Annotated in this window: 7 protein-coding genes and 2 pseudogenes; 2 read left to right on the forward strand and 7 right to left on the reverse strand. The window is 53.4% G+C overall.

The genetic code is table 11. The features are described from left to right. Positions 1-22: 22 nt before the first annotated feature. From NATTI_RS0121675 to NATTI_RS0121690, 4 genes and pseudogenes are all read right to left on the reverse strand, one after another. Positions 23-6475 carry a PGF-pre-PGF domain-containing protein gene (locus NATTI_RS0121675; protein ID WP_161606827.1) on the reverse strand — a complete coding sequence of 2151 codons (6453 nt, stop codon included), beginning with the start codon at positions 6473-6475 and terminating at the stop codon, positions 23-25. 635 nt (positions 6476-7110) lie between these two features. Continuing rightward, a complete protein-coding gene (locus NATTI_RS0121680) occupies positions 7111-7749 on the reverse strand; it encodes a helix-turn-helix domain-containing protein (protein ID WP_006092020.1) in 639 nt (212 codons plus the stop codon). A gap of 42 nt (positions 7750-7791) precedes the next feature. Next, positions 7792-7872: pseudogene (locus NATTI_RS27440) on the reverse strand (type II toxin-antitoxin system death-on-curing family toxin); the annotation flags it as partial. A gap of 875 nt (positions 7873-8747) precedes the next feature. Continuing rightward, positions 8748-9278, reverse strand: a complete 531-nt coding sequence (locus NATTI_RS0121690; RefSeq protein WP_027119261.1) for a DUF7437 domain-containing protein — start codon at positions 9276-9278, stop codon at positions 8748-8750. Between the two features lie 354 nt (positions 9279-9632). Here NATTI_RS0121690 and NATTI_RS25735 point away from each other — a divergent pair. Then, positions 9633-10627 (forward strand): annotated as a pseudogene (locus NATTI_RS25735) (IS630 family transposase). Positions 10628-10750: 123 nt separating this feature from the next. Beyond that, entirely contained in the window at positions 10751-11977 is a 1227-nt protein-coding gene (locus NATTI_RS0121700; RefSeq protein WP_019992138.1) for a Zn-dependent hydrolase, read from the forward strand. Positions 11978-12034: 57 nt separating this feature from the next. Here NATTI_RS0121700 and NATTI_RS25740 read toward each other — a convergent pair whose 3' ends face one another. From NATTI_RS25740 to NATTI_RS0121720, 3 genes are all read right to left on the reverse strand, one after another. Beyond that, positions 12035-13723: a thiamine pyrophosphate-binding protein gene (locus NATTI_RS25740; protein ID WP_006092025.1), complete on the reverse strand. Its 1689-nt coding sequence runs from the start codon at positions 13721-13723 to the stop codon at positions 12035-12037. A gap of 171 nt (positions 13724-13894) precedes the next feature. Then, positions 13895-16000, reverse strand: coding sequence for a dipeptide ABC transporter ATP-binding protein (locus tag NATTI_RS25745; RefSeq protein WP_081603681.1), 2106 nt, complete (start codon positions 15998-16000; stop codon positions 13895-13897). Positions 16001-16022: 22 nt separating this feature from the next. Then, positions 16023-16841: an ABC transporter permease gene (locus tag NATTI_RS0121720; RefSeq protein WP_152423978.1), complete on the reverse strand. Its 819-nt coding sequence runs from the start codon at positions 16839-16841 to the stop codon at positions 16023-16025. Positions 16842-16895: the final 54 nt, after the last annotated feature.

A 16895-nucleotide genomic window follows, 5' to 3' on the forward strand; every position in this document is an offset into this window, starting at 1 on the left:
TGTATTCCCTATAATCCCGCAGCTACCGAAACGACGGTGGTGACCGTGAACCTGCCGTACCGTTTCGGTGCAGTCTGAGGAGTGCAACGACGATCACGGCGAGGAGTGTAACGACGACACTGAATCCTGGCACGCTATCAGTGTCGTCATCGGGACTGTCTCCTGTCTCGACATCATCAGCCGCGTCATCAGCGAAGTCCTCGTCAGTGTCAGCGTCGTCAGCCGCGTCACTCTCAGAGTCGTCTTCTGCGTCGGTCTCGTCACTGTCGAGCCCAACGGCGAACGCAGAGAAACCCGACGTGGTGGCCTCAATCGTGACCGCCTCGTTGATTTCATCCACAACTGCGGTCTCGAGTGGCGTCCACTCGTTCTCGACGTGGTGATAGACCGTTAGATCCGATGCCGTCCCATTGTAGTCGGACAGGATCTCTTCAGGGACCGTCACCGTGAGTGTCGTCTCCGCAAATGAGCCAGCAGCGTCGTGTGTGACAGAGAAGTAGCCGATCGCGTCTGTGTTGGCCTCAAGTGACGGTGACTCAGCCCCGATGGAATCCAGCGTAGGGCCCTGACGAACCTCAAAGCGATCGTCGACGTCACTGGCGAGACGCATTTCGAGTCGGTCGAGGCTGACCTCACCTGACTCCACCCCGTCCGCCGAGACGAACTCGAGGTCGACGGATCCACCCGCAGATGCGACGATATCGATACTGGACTGGGAGCCGTCACCGTGCTCACTGTGTGTGACCGTCGCTGAGAGATCATCCCCAGTTCGAACGAAGCCGGTGACGTCACCCGAGATCGAACTCGTCGGTCCAGTGGACAAGGACGGGGCGGGACGTGGTTCGATCACGAACACCGGACCACTCACAGTCGAGTCGTTGAGCGTGATCGCCGTTGGACCATCGTCGACTACCACAACGAAGTCATTGCTCGATCCGACGTCGGTGCCGTTGATCGCTGCAGAAACGTTCTGCGAACCGAACGGCGCCGCAAGCGTGTATTCGCTCGGATCCTGTTCGGTGACGTTCCCGTCGATTGTGTGGGAGGTGATGTATTCGGACTCGTTTTCAGCAGAGATCCAGACCTCGAGCTCTTCATCGTCCTCGAATTGGCTGGCTGTTTCGTTATCGAAGAAGAGTTCACCTGTAACAGTTCCTTCACCGACGATATCGAATCCGGCGGCCGTTTGCTCTGCACTGATCACGGAGACGACTTCTGAGCTGATGTCGAAATCACTCGGCTCTCCAACGGCCGTCTCGAGGACGTCGATCGAGACCGTGTACGGAGCGAACGGAAGCTCCTCGAACTCATAGGCGACGCCGTCAGTCGCAGTCGAATTGAGCGTGAGTTCGGTTGCGTTGCGTTCTCCTTCGGTCTCGCTTTTGGCTTCGATTTCGAGGGTCAGTTCACCATCGTCGAGGACGGCAGCGGTGCCGGTATCGACTGTTACCGACCCTGTGAAGGCACCCTCGCCAGAAATTAGCGCACTGGTCGTTTCTGTGCCTCTGTCAAGGACGGTCCGATCGCCAACAAACTCGATCTCGTTCGTGTCGACATCGAAGTCGTCGACGGTGCCGACATCGGTCGCCGTCACCACTGCGGTGGTGTTGACCGTCCCGTACGGAAGCTCAATCGTATCGTTCGCTGGCTCCGAATCGAGATCGTCCATCCCGACGTCGATGGTAGTCGTTCGTCGCTCCTCGAGTTTGTCTTCGAACGTGAAGGTGAGTTCGATGCGTTCGCCATCCGCAAGGACGTCACCGATGCCAGCAGTAATGCCAGCCTGAACGTCGACAGTACCCGTTGCCCCTGCCTCGACATCGCTGAACCGGGCTGTCGACGCATCGAGTGTAACGGTGTTTCCGTCGGCAAACGTGAGGTCGAAGTCGTCGGCGAGTCCGAGGTCAGTCTCCGTGACATCGACGGCGACCGCGTACTCGTCGAACGGAACTCCCTCGAACTCGACGTCTCCGGCGGCAGTTCCACCCGAGATGGTGACCGATTGCGTCTCGCTCACCCCGTGTTCCCCCTCGAGGGCGACTGTGAATGTAATACCATCGTCCTGTTCGAGCGTGTCGAGTGCGCCCTCGGTTCGCTCATCGAACGTGATAGTGCCCTCGACGGTTCCGTTACCCGCCGCCTCGAAGTTCAGGCCGTCGGTCGCCTCTCCAGCAACCGTCACCTCGTCGCCACCGAGAACGTCGATATCGAAGTCAGTCGTCTCGCCGGTATCCGTCTCGACGACGAGCGCGGAGAGGTTGTAGTGGGCGAACGGGACGTCCTCGAGTTCGTACGTGGCGTCCGACTGATCGACCGCGACGGTCGTCAGTATCGACTCGTTGTGTGCGTCAGTCGTGGCAGTAATCTCGACGAGCGCTTCGTCATCGTCGTCGAACACTGCCGCGGTCCCATCAGCGAGTGACACCGAACCCACGATCGACCCCACACCATCGAGTTCAACCGTCTCTGTGGCATCGACCTCAGCTCCGACGACGAGGGTGCCCACGTCGATCTCGGCTGCATCAAACTCGGTGTTCCCGTCAACGGCATCGACATTTACGGTATAGGTCCCCGTCTGGGCACCGGCATCGAAGTCAGCTGCCACCATCACGAGGGCTGTCCCGTTTGCTTCAGCGTCGACGACAGTGTTGTTCTGATCGACTACCTCACCAGTCGCATCGAGGAGTTCGAACTCGACGATTGTCTCCTCGCCCGGTGGGACGACGAGGCCGGCGTCGACCTCAACGGTCGCTGGCTCCGGCACGAGCGATAGCGTTTCAACTGTGCGCTCGGCACCCGGTGCCAGAACTTGATCGACGGCAATCGTATCCGCCCCGTACGCTTGGTTTCCACCGGTCGCCACAGCCATCACCTCGTAGGATCCAGTCTCGACGTCCGTATCACTGAAGGCTGCAGTGAGCGTCACCTCGTCGGTCTCGATTTCGTCTCCGCCGACGGTGGTTTCGCTCTCATCGACGACGAGCCCATCCACAGTATCAACCAGGGAAAACGTCACCGTCGTCTCCTCGCCTGGTTCGGCGTTAAGCGTCGCCCGTGCATCAACCGTTGCAGCCGCAGCCGTGAGGACAACATCGTCGGCGAGTTCGTGCTCATTGGGTCGCAGTTCGCCGAACTGCACGTCTGTTGGCTCGTAGTTCTCGTTTCCACCGACAGCGGAGACGACAACCTCGTAGTCATTTTCGACGCCGACGTCATCATCGGTGAAGTCGAGGTCGAAGGCCACTGTCTCGAGGTCCGTCGTAGCGGCCCCAGCCGATTCGATTGTCGACGCCAGTTCGGTGTCCGTCTCAGCGTTTCGCAGCACGAACTCGATATCGGTCTCCTCACCGGGAGCTGCCTCGAGTGTTGCGTCGACGGTAACGGTTGAATTGACGGGTTTGAGGGGGTCCTCGAACGTCACCGTTTCCACACCACCAGGGACAGCCTCGGCCGTCGCTTCGACACCGTCCGTCTCGTACTCGTCTGCCGAGATCGCCACGGTGTACTCGTCGTCGAACCCGAGCGCATCGACGGGGTCGAACTCAATGACAACGTCACTATCGCCGTCATGGACGGATACCTGCTCCATTTCGAGGACCGTTTCGCTCGAGTCACGCAGTTCGAACTCGAGGACGGCATCGGGAACGGTCACGTTGAGGTCGGCCTCGGCGGTGAGGGTGGCTGACTCGGCCTCGAGAAGGAGGTCGTCTCCATCGAGTGTCACCGTCTCACCGGGGGCGACGTACGTCTCGACGACGGTACTTTCGTATCCATCGGCGCTCACCGACACCGAGAATACCTCGTCGGCGTTCATCGGTTCGACAGGCTCGAATAAGACCGGCTGGGAGCGTGTCGTCTCGCCTTCTGCAAACTCGACGGTGACGGAGTCGCCACCCACGTCGTACGTGACGTTGATGCCACCGCTCGGTGCGTCGGTATCGAGTTCGGCGTCGAGCAAGACGGTTCCGTCCTGCGCTGTCAGTTCGAGCAGGTCCGACTCGACTGACGTCGTCTGCCCCGGATCGAACGCGATGGCTGGCAGGCTGGCACCGTCGTAGCCCGCCGCGCTCACGTCGATTTCATACTCCGAGCTGGGGTCGAGGTCGTCGAACACGACCGGGTCGACCGCAGTCTCGCCCTCGTCGACGGGAACTGTCTCCGAAATGTCCTCGCCGACGAGTTCGTACGTCACTTCGAAGGCGTCTGTCGGTGCCTTGATGTTCAGCCGTGCTTCGGCCTCGATCGCCCCGTCTTGGGCATCGAGCTGTCCGACGTCGACGCTGTCGGTCTCGCCAGGCGGAACGTACACTGTCGTGCTGGCTGCGTCGTAGCCCACAGCATCGACCGTCACGGTGTACTGATCGCCAAAGTCGATCGCGCCGATATCCGTGAGCGTCTTCTCGAACTGTTTAACCCCTCGACCGAGTTCAAGGATCGCTGAACCGTCCGAACTGCCGGGGACGGCCACGTCCACGGAGAGCGCGAAGCCGTCCTCGGGCGCGTCGAGTTCGAGTTCGCCGTCGACGGCGATCGTCACGTCGTCTGCCTCGAGCGCGAGAACTACCGTCTCGTCGCCATCAGCATCGTCAAGATGCTCGACCACACCCGACTCGTATCCCCCGTCGACATCCGTTACTTCGATCGCATACTCACCCGGATCGAGCACGATATCTTCGCCGAAGATCACGGACACCTCGCCGTCGCCATTGACTGTTTCAGCCTCAGTAGTGGTGACCGTATTCCCCGCTTCGTCCTGCAGTTCGACCGTAATGGCAACGCCGCCGGGCGCGTCGACCGCGAGGTCGACGGTAGTATCGATCACGACGTTATTGTCCACTGCAAACACCGCCTGATCCTCGGGTTGGCCGCTCGAGTCGGGGAGATTCGCGGTGACGGTAACGTCCTCACCAAAGTCGTCTTCGGCGGGACTGTACGTCGTGCTGGCGGTCCCGTGTTCGTCGGTACTCCCATCGACATCGCTGAGTGTGGCTTCGTTGTCAGTTGAGAAGCCAACGGCGACGCCCTCCTGGGGGTTGTCCGCCGAAAACGGCGCTTCGAACGTCACCGTCGCGGTGAGTTCGTTCTCACCCGTTGGGTTGATCGATTCGGTTTCCGCTGTGAACTCGATCGACAGCTCCGGTTCGGAGACCTCGATTAATTGGGAGGCCGAAAGGGTCGAGTCCGCGTCGACTTCGACGCCGACCTCGACGTCCGTCTCCCAGTCGCCGTCGCCGACCTCATAAGAGACAGTCGCCTCACCGTGCTCGTCAGTCTCGCTGGCTGTGTTGAGCAACTGGCCGTCGACACCATCAAGCGAAAATGAGACCGGGACTCCGTTGATCGGGTTCTCACTCGTGAGCGTCGCGGTCAGCTCGACCGTGTTTGCCTCGCCACCGCTAACCGCATCGATGGTTCCGTCGGCGTTGAGCGCCGACTCGTCGAGTGCGAACTCGACGGAAACGGGATTGACAGCTACGGAACCGTCATCAGCGATTGCGCCATCAGCGTCGAGCGTAACCGTAACCTCGCCGTCTGCGTCCTGAATGGCGGCGGTGTACGCACCCGTAATCACGCCGTTCTCGCTGCTCGTGACCGTCTCCTCGTCGAACGTGCCACCCCCGTCCGTCTCGAGCGTTACCGCTACTCCGTCGATCCCATCACCAGCGGTGTCGAGGACCTGTGCTTCGATGGCCACCGACTCGCCAGGGTCGATCGCGTCCGGCTCGAGAACGGTCCCCGTAATCCGGTCAGGAACCGCTTCGACCGTTACCTCGATGCTATCGGTATCATCGGTCAGCTCGGTACTCACGGCGACCGATTCGGTTTGGGCCGAGAGCGCGGTCGTCGCCCCGTCGGCGAGCACCTCGAGTGAGGTCGCCGCGCCGTTTTCGTCGAAGGAAACCCCTTCAAGGGTCACCGATTCGTCTTGACCGTCGAGGGCGTCGACGCCGAACGTGACGTCGGCCTCGCCGGTAAACGGACTGCCCACGATGCTGACGGCGTTCTCGAGGTCGATCTCGAGTGGCGAACCTTGTTCGACCGTTTGGTCGGCAGCAACATCGACGGTCTCGAGTCCGGGGTTCCTGTTGACCTCGAACGTCGAGGTGAACTGTTCGGCGTCCTCGCCGGTTTCGTCGGCTGCGTCGATCGTTACAGTGACCGGCCCGTCGGAGTACGATTCTGGTGGATCGATCGTCAGCGTCTCGTCGCTGTAAGTGACGGCTCCATCGTCGAGTCCGGCGTTGGTGAGCACCGATCCATCGGCGTCAGTCACGGAAACGTCGATCGAGTCCTCGTCGACAGTCGTCCCTTTGTCAGCGAGGTCAACAGTGAACGACTGTTCGGGGTCGTCGACGATCGAGCCATCCCCGGGAGATGGGTTCTCAATTGTCGGCCCCTCGCTGTTTATGATGAACGTCGCCGTGTCGTCTGGGCTTCCGTAATCTATGAAATTACCGCCTCCAGTAACGAACACAGTTGCTTCACCGTCGGCGGGTGGACCTCCTCTGAAGTCATCTACCAAGTCGATTTCCGTTGTGTACGTCTCGCTAAAACTCTCTGTCTGAATCACTCCACTTCGGTCTCCCTCGCTGTCCTCGATTCCAAAGTTTACGGTCGAGCCCGAAAAATAGCTGTAGGAAACGGTGATCGTCCCGTCCGATTCGACCGGTGTTTCGGAGTCGATCGAGAGGTCCGAACCGAGTCCGACAGCGGTCCCCCCAAGTGCGATGATCCCCCCTCCCAGTAATACGACCACGAGAGCGGCAACAAGCAACATACGAAGACCGATCGCTCGCTGAACGAGCCACCTACGTCTAACGTGTCGTCGCAAAATGTCGACAAGCCCCCCTTGTGATGACTCGTTTTTTGTCCCGTTATCCATACCGTCCGCTCAGCAAGGTAGTTATAAGTACTCGATACCAGCATGGGGTGGTCACACGGCCAACTAGATAGTTACCCGACCACTTCGACAACTGGCCAGTGTCCACGACGACGCCCCGCCTGTGAAGTACCTCGGGGACAAGCCCCCGAGGCTTCACCGTCTTGTCCGTGTCGCCTAGAAATGGGCGGACGGACGCAAACAAATGTAATTCGATAGCAGCCAGAGGACTAGAAGAGTTCGTCGAGAGGACGGTCGGCACCGTCTTCGGTCTCGGCGTCTTCATCCGGCTCAATAGGGGGTGCATCGAAGAGTCGGCTACCACCGCGTTTTCGGGCAGTGAGCACGTCATCGATCATTGCCTCTGTTTCGTCGTCTATATCTGGAATTTTGAGGGCTTCACTCACGTCTTCTGGCAGGTCTGGTCGGAGCGCATCCTGATGCCGTTCGATTTTCTTAGTCAGGTAGAGATTTTCCTGTAGGGCACGCAGAACTGGGACGTACCGGAGGTAGCTGTACTCATCTAAGAGGGTGATCCCGTAGCTGGTGAACCCCCAGAACTCCCGTGGATCATTTTGTCCGGCCTCATCTCCACGGTATTTGTACTTCGTCACTACCTGCTTCTCTGCAAGCCGGTCAAGGTGCTCCCGAATAGTGGAGCGGTTCTTGGGCACAAGGTATTCGAGTTCGTCGAGCGTCGCCAAGTATTTTGGATGCCCAAGCACGGCTTGGATGATATGGTAGCGGGTTTCTTGCGTGAGGAATTGGTGGGCCCGTCGCTGTTTCTCGATCGGCAAAACGTCGTCACCACCAAATGGATCTGCCTCGCCGCCGACCGGATTTCGTGGGCTCCCCGCACCATTGCTCATACGTGTCCGTTCCGTCTCTACTCATGTGACTGTTCGAGATGTGTAAAGGGCAACCATCGTTCGGAGGGCAGTTCGTTTGTTCCTATCGACGAATGGGTGATCCGCAACGAGCAATCTCATTAGAGAACACCGTGTGCGAAACATTAACAAGCACGAGCATAGACTGGTGAGATGACGGGGACGTACTGGGTCTTCCGTCAAATACTAGAGGCGGCGGTCGGAACAGTATCGTTCCCACCTGATACAGTCCGGCGGTCGTACCCTCTCGCACCGCTCGGCAGCCCATGAGGGTTGCTGTGAATAAAGAAACATCCCACCATTACTCGCCGCCGGGGGGGAATCTGGCATACCCCCTCATCCTACCTGCTTTCAGCGCCATTGCCAGAGGGCAGGTGAATCCCATCAAATGCCTGTTAGCCATTGTTATTTGATGTGAAGTACCTCGGAGCTTGGCTTCGAAATACTTCACCCACTATGCCGAAAATTCGGCTGTGGTCATTCTTCCTAAGTATTCTGCGCTCACGTATCGATATTCAATTTGCTCTGAAAAAACGTACTCTGGGAGCAACGTCTCTGCGGCCCGGCCTGCAGGTTTGTCTGTCGTCAAAAAACGACTCGCTCGGCTTCACCATTGTCGAGGAGCATTGCTGCAAGACCAATAAGAGCTGTATCCGCTTTTTCGATGAGATCCTCCGGAGGATCTGTATCATTCGAAATGAATCATCTGGCAGCATCCATGATGCCGGAGACAAGCGGATTCTCATATGTAAGTTCATCAGCTACAACAATCCATCCCTCTTCGATGCCCTCTTGCCACGGTATCTTACTCGAGGGGTAGTACTCATCCTCAGGCTCACCTCCTAACTCGAGATGCACTCATTGGGGAATACATAGCGAGACTCCTGCCTGGCGGACTGCATTGCGTAGTTGCTGATATTTTGTAGTGTCTGGTCCACCACAACGGATGAATACACCTGTATCTACGATATACGCCGTCTTCATTCGTCGTTTCGGTGCTGGAGAACCACTGGTTCGAGTGCCTGAAGAATGATTTCAGATTCCATCGGAGACACATCAAGTTCACGGGCCATGATTCGGTGGTTAACAGTGCCATCGATATATTCGTGAGCGTACTCGAGGGCAGTTGCCAAGCCGTCCATTCCATGGCGATCAAGGTAGACGTCAATATCGGTGTCTCGTTCACGACGACCAACTGCATCGACAAGTTCGGCAGTGATCGTTCGGGCTTCACCATCCGTCGTCAATGTGATCGAGAGTGGCTCAGTTGTGAACTCGTATGGTCGCTCCTCGCGTGTCTTCGTTACTAGACCGGCGTCCTCGAGTTTTCTCACGTAATCGTAGGCCGTTCCCTGGGGAATCTCGAGATCGGTAATCATGTCCTCGACAGTCGCTCCATCAGTCTGTAGGACGTAAGTATAGATCCGAGCGAGTGTCGGATTTTCCAGCAGATCAACGAGCATTCGAAGTTGCTCAATTGGCACCTCAGACGGAGTCGTAGACTGCGACATCTTATTATGAGTTATGCATAATTCGTAATAACGCTTCCGCTGGTTGCCTTGAGTCAGGGGATGAACGCTGATCGTCTACTCAGTTTTCGTGGTAGAGGGGGAATGCGCCCCGTATAAGCTGGGTTGCAGACTGGAATGTCCTCGAATTATACTGAGTTGCTACCAAACCCACCACATGAGTAGCACATGTAGCCATCTCGAATGTCTGTTACAGGTATCTGTAATAGACATCTGATTTTTGTCTTTCTCCAGGATCCTCTGAACAAAGACGATGACAGAGTATTCGTTGCCATTCTCACCCAACTTCTATAGTAACCGTTAGAACTGTTTACTCAGGAATTGTCGTTAAACGCAGTGGACCATCTCGACAAAATCTCTGTCGAGGAATTACAAGATGCCCTCGGCAACGTGGAGGGAAAGAAGCCGACACAACGGCTATTAGCTGCAATAGCGTACAAAAATGGCCTCACACAGACTGAACTAGCCGAATGGTACGGCGTTCAGCGACGGACAATCTATAGCTGGCTCAAGCGACTCGACACCGACGAATCGCTTGAGCAGGCCGTTACTGATGTTCACCGATCTGGGAGAAAGAGAAAGCTCTCAGAAAGTGAGCAAGAAGAATTCGAAGAAACTGTCCACGAATCGCCTGCGGAAGTTGGGTTTGGTGCGCCGACGTGGACGCCGGCGCTGGTCCAACAGTATCTTAACGAGACATACGATGTCGAATACTCAATCCCGAGTTGCCGACGGTTGCTCAAAGAAGCGGGATTGAGCTATCAGAAACCACGCCGTACAGTCGTTGAATCTGATGCTGGTGAGCAAGAAACGTTCCGCGATGAACTTAAACAAAGCGGCGGGAAATGGACGCCACAGTAGTCCGTATCGATCAGACCAAGAAATCTGTTCAAGTAGAGCCGCGTGCCACAGGGAAACCACGCGGCACGTGGCCAACTATCAAACTATCTGGGCAACGCGACTGGACGTGTCTCTTGGGCGCAATCACCGAGGACGGTGATCGCTTTTTTTCGATTCGAAGAGTACGTGACTGCCGATCACGCAAAAATTTCATTTCCACAATATATGAAAGTTCGAGGATGGCTTGATCATTGTGCTGGATAGAGCACCGTATTTTCAGACGTCAGCCGGCACGGACCTAGCGACCCGTGACGACCTCACCCTCGTCAGGTTGCCGGCGTGCTCTCCAGAGCCAAATCCGGTCGAAGAGTACTAGAGACAACTTAATCAGCGCTTAGCAACCGGTTTTTGACTTACTTCGTGAACTCACAACAGCGATCGATGCCGCTCTTGATCAACTCACTGTACCTAAAGTGAGCAATTATTTCTAACGCTTACTATAGGAATAGACGACCTAAGTAGTGACTATTATTGTATCTAAACGGGAAATATTTGATGTTATGATAATAAGAGAAGGCAGAACATTTAGCAGTGTACCGTCCCTGTTTGACCACATGGTAGAGATTGACACTACTAGATTACGAGAAACGTTTGAAACGTACTCATCAATTGGACAGACAGATAACGACGGACTTCACCGATTAACACTCTCTGAGGAGGATGCACGTGTTCGAGACCAGTTCGTCTCAGACCTTGAACAATTAGGACTTGAGGTTCGAATCGACGAGATTGGAAACATATTCGGCAGGCGTGAGGGACAGAGCCCGGACGCCGCGCCAGTGCTCGTCGGTTCACATTTGGATTCGCAACCGTATGGTGGTCGGTTCGACGGACAACTTGGCGTACTGACGGCCCTGGAAGCACTTCGTACGTTCGAAGATGAAGAGATCAAACATGAACGACCGATCGAGATCGTCAACTGGACAAATGAAGAAGGATCACGGTTCAAACCCGCTTTGATGGGGAGTGGGACTTTCGTTGGCGAGTTTAGTGTTGATAAAACTCTGGCAGAGACGGATGCTGACGGTGTGACAGTGGAGGAAGCGCTCGAGGCGATCGGTTACCGTGGCGACGAGTCGTGTGAACCGCGTGAAGAAATTCACTCCTACCTTGAGCTACACGTCGAGCAGGGTCCGATTCTCGAGGACAACGAAGTCGCCGTGGGTATTGTCGATGGGATCTATGGGATGGCGTGGCTCGAAGCAACGGTTCACGGAGAGTCAGATCATGCAGGGCCATCCCCGGTTTATTCCCGGCAAGATGCACTCGTCGCGGCCGCTGACGTGGTCTTGAATGTCAGAAGGTTATCTAGTCGTGTAGCCGACGATGTAGTGACGACCGTCGGTGAACTCGAGGTTGGTCCAGGTTCAATTAATGTAGTTCCATCATCAGCCGAATTTACTGTTGACGTACGTAGTTATGACGACGACGCAGTCGCCGAACTGGTCTCGTGTGTTGAAAACGAACTGGATGCAGCGTGTGCACGCGAAAACACTACGTATGATCTCGAGGAAATTTGGAGAATTACGCATACTGAGTTCTCATCAGTTGTTCGTGAATCCGCACTAGAGGCTGCAAATGTGCTCAACATTCCACACCAGCAGATGATTGGTGGAGCAGGTCACGATGCATCCTACTTGAACGAGATTACAGATGCTGGAATGCTTTTTGTCCCGAGCGTCGACGGGAAAACCCATAATGAGGCAGAGTACACCGAGTGGTCCGACGTCATCGGAGGAGCAAAGGTGTTCACTGAGACGATGCGACGATTAGCTAGTTAGGATCACACATCTAACACACGTTATTAACCACGTGTGTAGGTAGGCCAGCCAACATTTTCAATCCTGAACTAATACATCAACTACCGATGGCCCATCTTCAGACAATGCGCCCTTGAGAGCGGTCGAAAGGTTTGATGGAGACTCGACAAATCGTCCTTTTGCTCCATGGCTCGCAGCATTTGCAGGTATATCAACTGGCGGTTCAAAATCCATGCCAATATACTCGTAATCGTTCTCAGATCCATCAAAAATCCGTTGCATATTATCTTTCAAAATCCGATAGTTACGATTATCTGGCACCACAACAGTGAGATCAATGTCATAGCGAGACGCTGAATAGAGAGTGTTTGGATAGTAGAGATATGAACCATCACCAATAATCCCAACTACGTGCCGAGACCAGGGCCCTTCTTTCTCTGCAATTGCGGCGCCAACCGTTGCTGGTAACCCATAACCGAGACCGCCACTCTTGTTAGAGATGAGATGTTCCGGCTGGAGATCCCATTGTGTCCGAATTGAAGCGGCAGTTGTTATAGCTTCGTTCACCAAGAGAGCGTCAGGCGTCAACTCATGAAGATTTTTGATTAGACCATCCTTTGATATGAGTTCTTCCTCACTCATCGAATCGGTTTCTTTAGAGGCCCAGTTTGATTCTATCTCCTGCTTTGTGGTCTGAAGCCGTTTTTGTCTTTCGTTGTCAGATAATTTATTCGCCACCATTTCGTTCAACTCTTGCGCTACCAAGCCAGGGTCGCCAATCACAGTGGCGTCAGAACGCAAATTCTTTCCCAGCTGCCACGGATCGTGTCCCAGATGAATACAAGTGGCATTATCAGGAATAAGTGGATTTTCGTGCTTCAATTCGGTTGTGTGGGTCGAACAACCGATAAATACCAATGTGTCCGCCTCCATAGCTTTAGCCGCACCTTCCTCTCTTGAAGAGATGAAAGATGCCCATTGCTCATGTGAGGAAGGGAAATTGACCTCGGCTGAAAGGATTTCTCCATGAACTCTGGCGCCTGTCGTTTCAGCCAGATCAACCACGGCTTCGATCGCTTGTGAGCCGGAATGTGCTACGTGGTCACCAACAATTAGTATTGGTTCAGTTGCATCGATGAGATGTTTTGCTGCACGCTCAAGATTCTCGGGTGCGCCACATCCAGCTGTTGGTATATCTCCGAGTGGTTCTACCTGACTGCTTAGTTCGGCAGTCATCACATCGAGCGGAAGGTCAAGAAAAACTGGACCTGTTGGCGGTGTTCGGGCAACTCGGAATGCTCGACGAAGCATTGTTGGAAGTGATTGGACATCCTTGACTTCAGCACTCCATTTCGTGAATTGCTCCGCCATGCGTACAAGGTTTCCATGAAGAATCGGTTCCTCGTGTTGAAATCCTGTATCATGGTTTCCAGCTGTGATAACTAACGGGGCATTCGCAAACATAGATCCATATAGATTTCCAAGTCCATGAGCAAGACCGGGAGTGATATGAAGGTTTACTACTCCCACAGGGTTTATTTCCGGGTTATGATGAGAGTGATATCTCCTTGTACTCGCATAGCCTGCTGCCATACCGACAGCAATATCTTCATGTAACCCAAGAATGTATTGAAGTTCTGAATCCGCTAGTGAGTTCATCACTGGTAGTTCTGTTGTCCCAGGGTTTCCAAAGAGATGTGTGACCCCATACTCTTGCAATGCATTGACAAAATAATCTGCACCAGTTTGTCTAGCTTTGTCTGTCATGCAAGTATAATTCGATGGTGGACATAATAAATACCCATGTTAAAATATATTGCCGAAAAATGACATCAATAGCTGTTTGTTATCAAAACGCCGGTTGTTGTACAATCATCATCAAGTTGATATCCTGATAACATTCAAATCAATTGAGTGGTCTCTGCGGGCGGGGTGGAATTAATTATCTGGATTATTTTCCTTCTGGTTGATGTCGGACATCATATCAGATTTGTCTAATAGACATGAGACTCTGTGTTGGCTATCTTCGGAGGGATCAACTTCTCTAAGTTGAGGGTGCTTCGCTTCACACTCATCACCAATTTTCTGGGGACAACGTGTTTGAAACGGACAGCCACTTGGAGGGTTCCGTGGACTTGGTACATCGCCATCTAACCGTATCCGAGTCATCTTTTCAGATGGATCAGTTGAAGGAATGCTTGATAACAACGCACGTGTATATGGATGGTATGGGGGCTCAAAGATTTCAGCTTTCGTCCCGACCTCCATTATTTCGCCAAGATACATGATCGCAACGCGATCACAGATATAATTAATTACACTAAGATCATGGCTAATAAATAAGTATGAGGTGTTATATTCGTCACGTAGCTCTTCCAATAGTTGCAATATGCTGGCCTGTACACTAACGTCAAGTGCTGATACGGGTTCATCAAGCACAATAAACGAGGGATTCGCAGCAAACGCTCGAGCGATCGCAACACGTTGTTTTTCACCTCCAGAGAGTTCAGCAGGATATCTTGAAGCGAACTCGATCCCGAGATCGACATCTTCGAGAAGTTGGATAATCCGATCTTCTCGCTCTTCGGGCGATAGATCGGTAAACAGTTTGAGTGGCCGCTCCAGGGTCGAATAAATAGTTTTCTTCGGGTTGAGACTGGAATCCGGGTTCTGGAACACGACTTGACATTCAGAGCGGAACTGCTGGAGATTACGTTCCGAGCGCGACGTAACTTCCTGGTCACGGAATCGAATGGTCCCAGAAGTCGCATCTAGCAGTTTTAAGAGTGTTTTACCGAGTGTACTTTTCCCACATCCACTTTCCCCAACTATTCCAAGAGTCTCTGATTCATGAATTTCAAAGCTAACCCCATTAACCGCTTTCACAGGGTTGCTGCTACCGAAGATGCGGTCAATTAAGGAAGAGTCATCAAAGTGCTTCGAAATATTTTTAACTTCAAGAAGTGATTCACCAATGTCATTAGTTGTGTGCTTTTCGCCGCCCATCGTAGTGGGATTTGATTGCGCTTGCTCCCAGTGAATGCACCGAGAAGTATGCGGTGGGTTTGAGGACACTTGGACTTCATGGACGTTCTCTGATTTGCATTCGTTAGTAGCAAACTCACACCTGTCTGCAAAAATACAGCCTGTTGAGATGTCTGTTAGATCAGGAAGATGGCCTGGAATCGCTTTCAACGTTTTTTCCCGTGTGACCTGTGGTAATGCTGCGAGTAGACCTTGTGTATAAGGGTTTGAGGGGGTCGTGAAAACATCATTCACACGGCCACGTTCCATGATTTCTCCTGCATATAATATGCCGACGCGGTCCGCCGTCTCTGCGATGACACCGAGATTATGCGTGATCAGCATGATACTAGTTCTATACTCTTCTTTCAACTCTTTGATCAAATCCAATATTTTTGCTTGAGTAGTGACGTCTAGGCCGGTCGTAGGTTCATCTAAAATTAGTAATTCGGGACTGCATGAAAGTGCCATTGCAACAAGCACTCTCTGTTGCATACCGCCGGACAGCTCATGTGGATAGCGGTCAGCATTATATTCTGGGTCTGTGATATTCACATCCTCGAGCAATTCATATACTTTCTCTTTTGCCTCAGATTTTGTAACGTCTTGGTGGAGACGAATCGTTTCTGCGATTTGTTCGCCAATGCGAATGCTTGGGTTCAGTGATTTTTTCGGATCTTGTGGCACATGTGCAATTTCATTTCCCCGAATAGAGAGCAATTCATTCTCCGAGAGTTCGCTCATAGAGCGATCCTTGAACGCAATTTCTCCCTCAGTGATACGTCCATTGCTGCTTAGGTATCGCAGAATAGCTTTTGCTAATGTACTTTTCCCACTCCCGCTCTCTCCGGCAATTCCGAGGGTCTCTCCCCGTTGAATTGAGAGTGTAATGTCCCGAAGTGCTTTTAGTGGTCCACGGTTAGTTTCAAACTCGACGTTCAGCGATTCGATACTCAACACGGACTCTTCTGCTAAGTCTATGCTTGGATCGGCTGGTGTCTCCTGGATATTGTTGTTCATTTTAATATGTTTTGGAAGTTATTTAGTTGTCCTCAACGACATCACGGAGACCGTCACCAAGTAGATTGAACCCGATAACGGTTAATGATAACGCAACACTTGGTGCTAGAAGAAACCAGGGAGTATGGTAGATATGGTTTCGAGCTTCAGCTACCATATATCCCCAGTCCGGTGTCGGTGGTTGTGCACCGAGTCCGAGGAACGAGAGTGAAGTGGCGACGAGTATCGCGTATCCAACACGGATTGAACCTTCAACAATAATTGGCCCGCTAATATTCGGCAGAATTTCGCGGTACATGATATACGTTGATGACTCTCCTCGGACCTTTGCAGCCTTTACAAACTCCTCATTCTTCACTGAGAGTGTACTGGCACGTACAATTCTAGCGATTCGGGGTGCATATACCAATCCGACAGCGAGAATCGCGTTCCACATGCTTGCGGAAAGCGCAGTTAGGATCAAAAGCGCAAGTATGAGTGTTGGGAAACTCATCATCACGTCCATTAAGCGCATGATCGCTTCATCGATTTTCCCCCCAGAGTATCCAGCAGCAAGTCCAATCGGAACCCCCAGAGTCAACGCTAACGTACTAGCGACCAGTCCCATAACAAGACTTGTCTGACCACCTAACAACACGCGTGAAATGATATCACGTCCGTAGTTATCTGTCCCCATTGGATGCTCGACGCTTGGAGAAGCGTATCTGTTATCGGCATTTGTTTCAGTGGGACTGTGGGGTGCGAGCATCGGTCCAAACATACTTCCAAACACCAATGGAATTAGGATGATGATTCCGATGAGTGCACTACGATTGTTCGAGAGTTTTTTAACGAACGTAATTGAACGCTCGGTCCGGCTTGGTAACTCTACTGACCCTGACTCCGTCTGTTTTGA

The organism is Natronorubrum tibetense GA33, assembly GCF_000383975.1.
Lineage (GTDB): Archaea > Halobacteriota > Halobacteria > Halobacteriales > Natrialbaceae > Natronorubrum > Natronorubrum tibetense.

What these genes read in the sequence shown, in the direction of transcription:
- NATTI_RS0121680 (WP_006092020.1), bottom strand. Translation starts at nt 7,749, where the DNA reads ATGAGCAATGGTGCGGGGAGCCCACGAAATCCGGTCGGCGGCGAGGCA.
- NATTI_RS25740 (WP_006092025.1), bottom strand. Translation starts at nt 13,723, where the DNA reads ATGACAGACAAAGCTAGACAAACTGGTGCAGATTATTTTGTCAATGCA.
- NATTI_RS0121690 (WP_027119261.1), bottom strand. Translation starts at nt 9,278, where the DNA reads ATGTCGCAGTCTACGACTCCGTCTGAGGTGCCAATTGAGCAACTTCGA.
- NATTI_RS0121700 (WP_019992138.1), top strand. Translation starts at nt 10,751, where the DNA reads ATGGTAGAGATTGACACTACTAGATTACGAGAAACGTTTGAAACGTAC.
- NATTI_RS25745 (WP_081603681.1), bottom strand. Translation starts at nt 16,000, where the DNA reads ATGAACAACAATATCCAGGAGACACCAGCCGATCCAAGCATAGACTTA.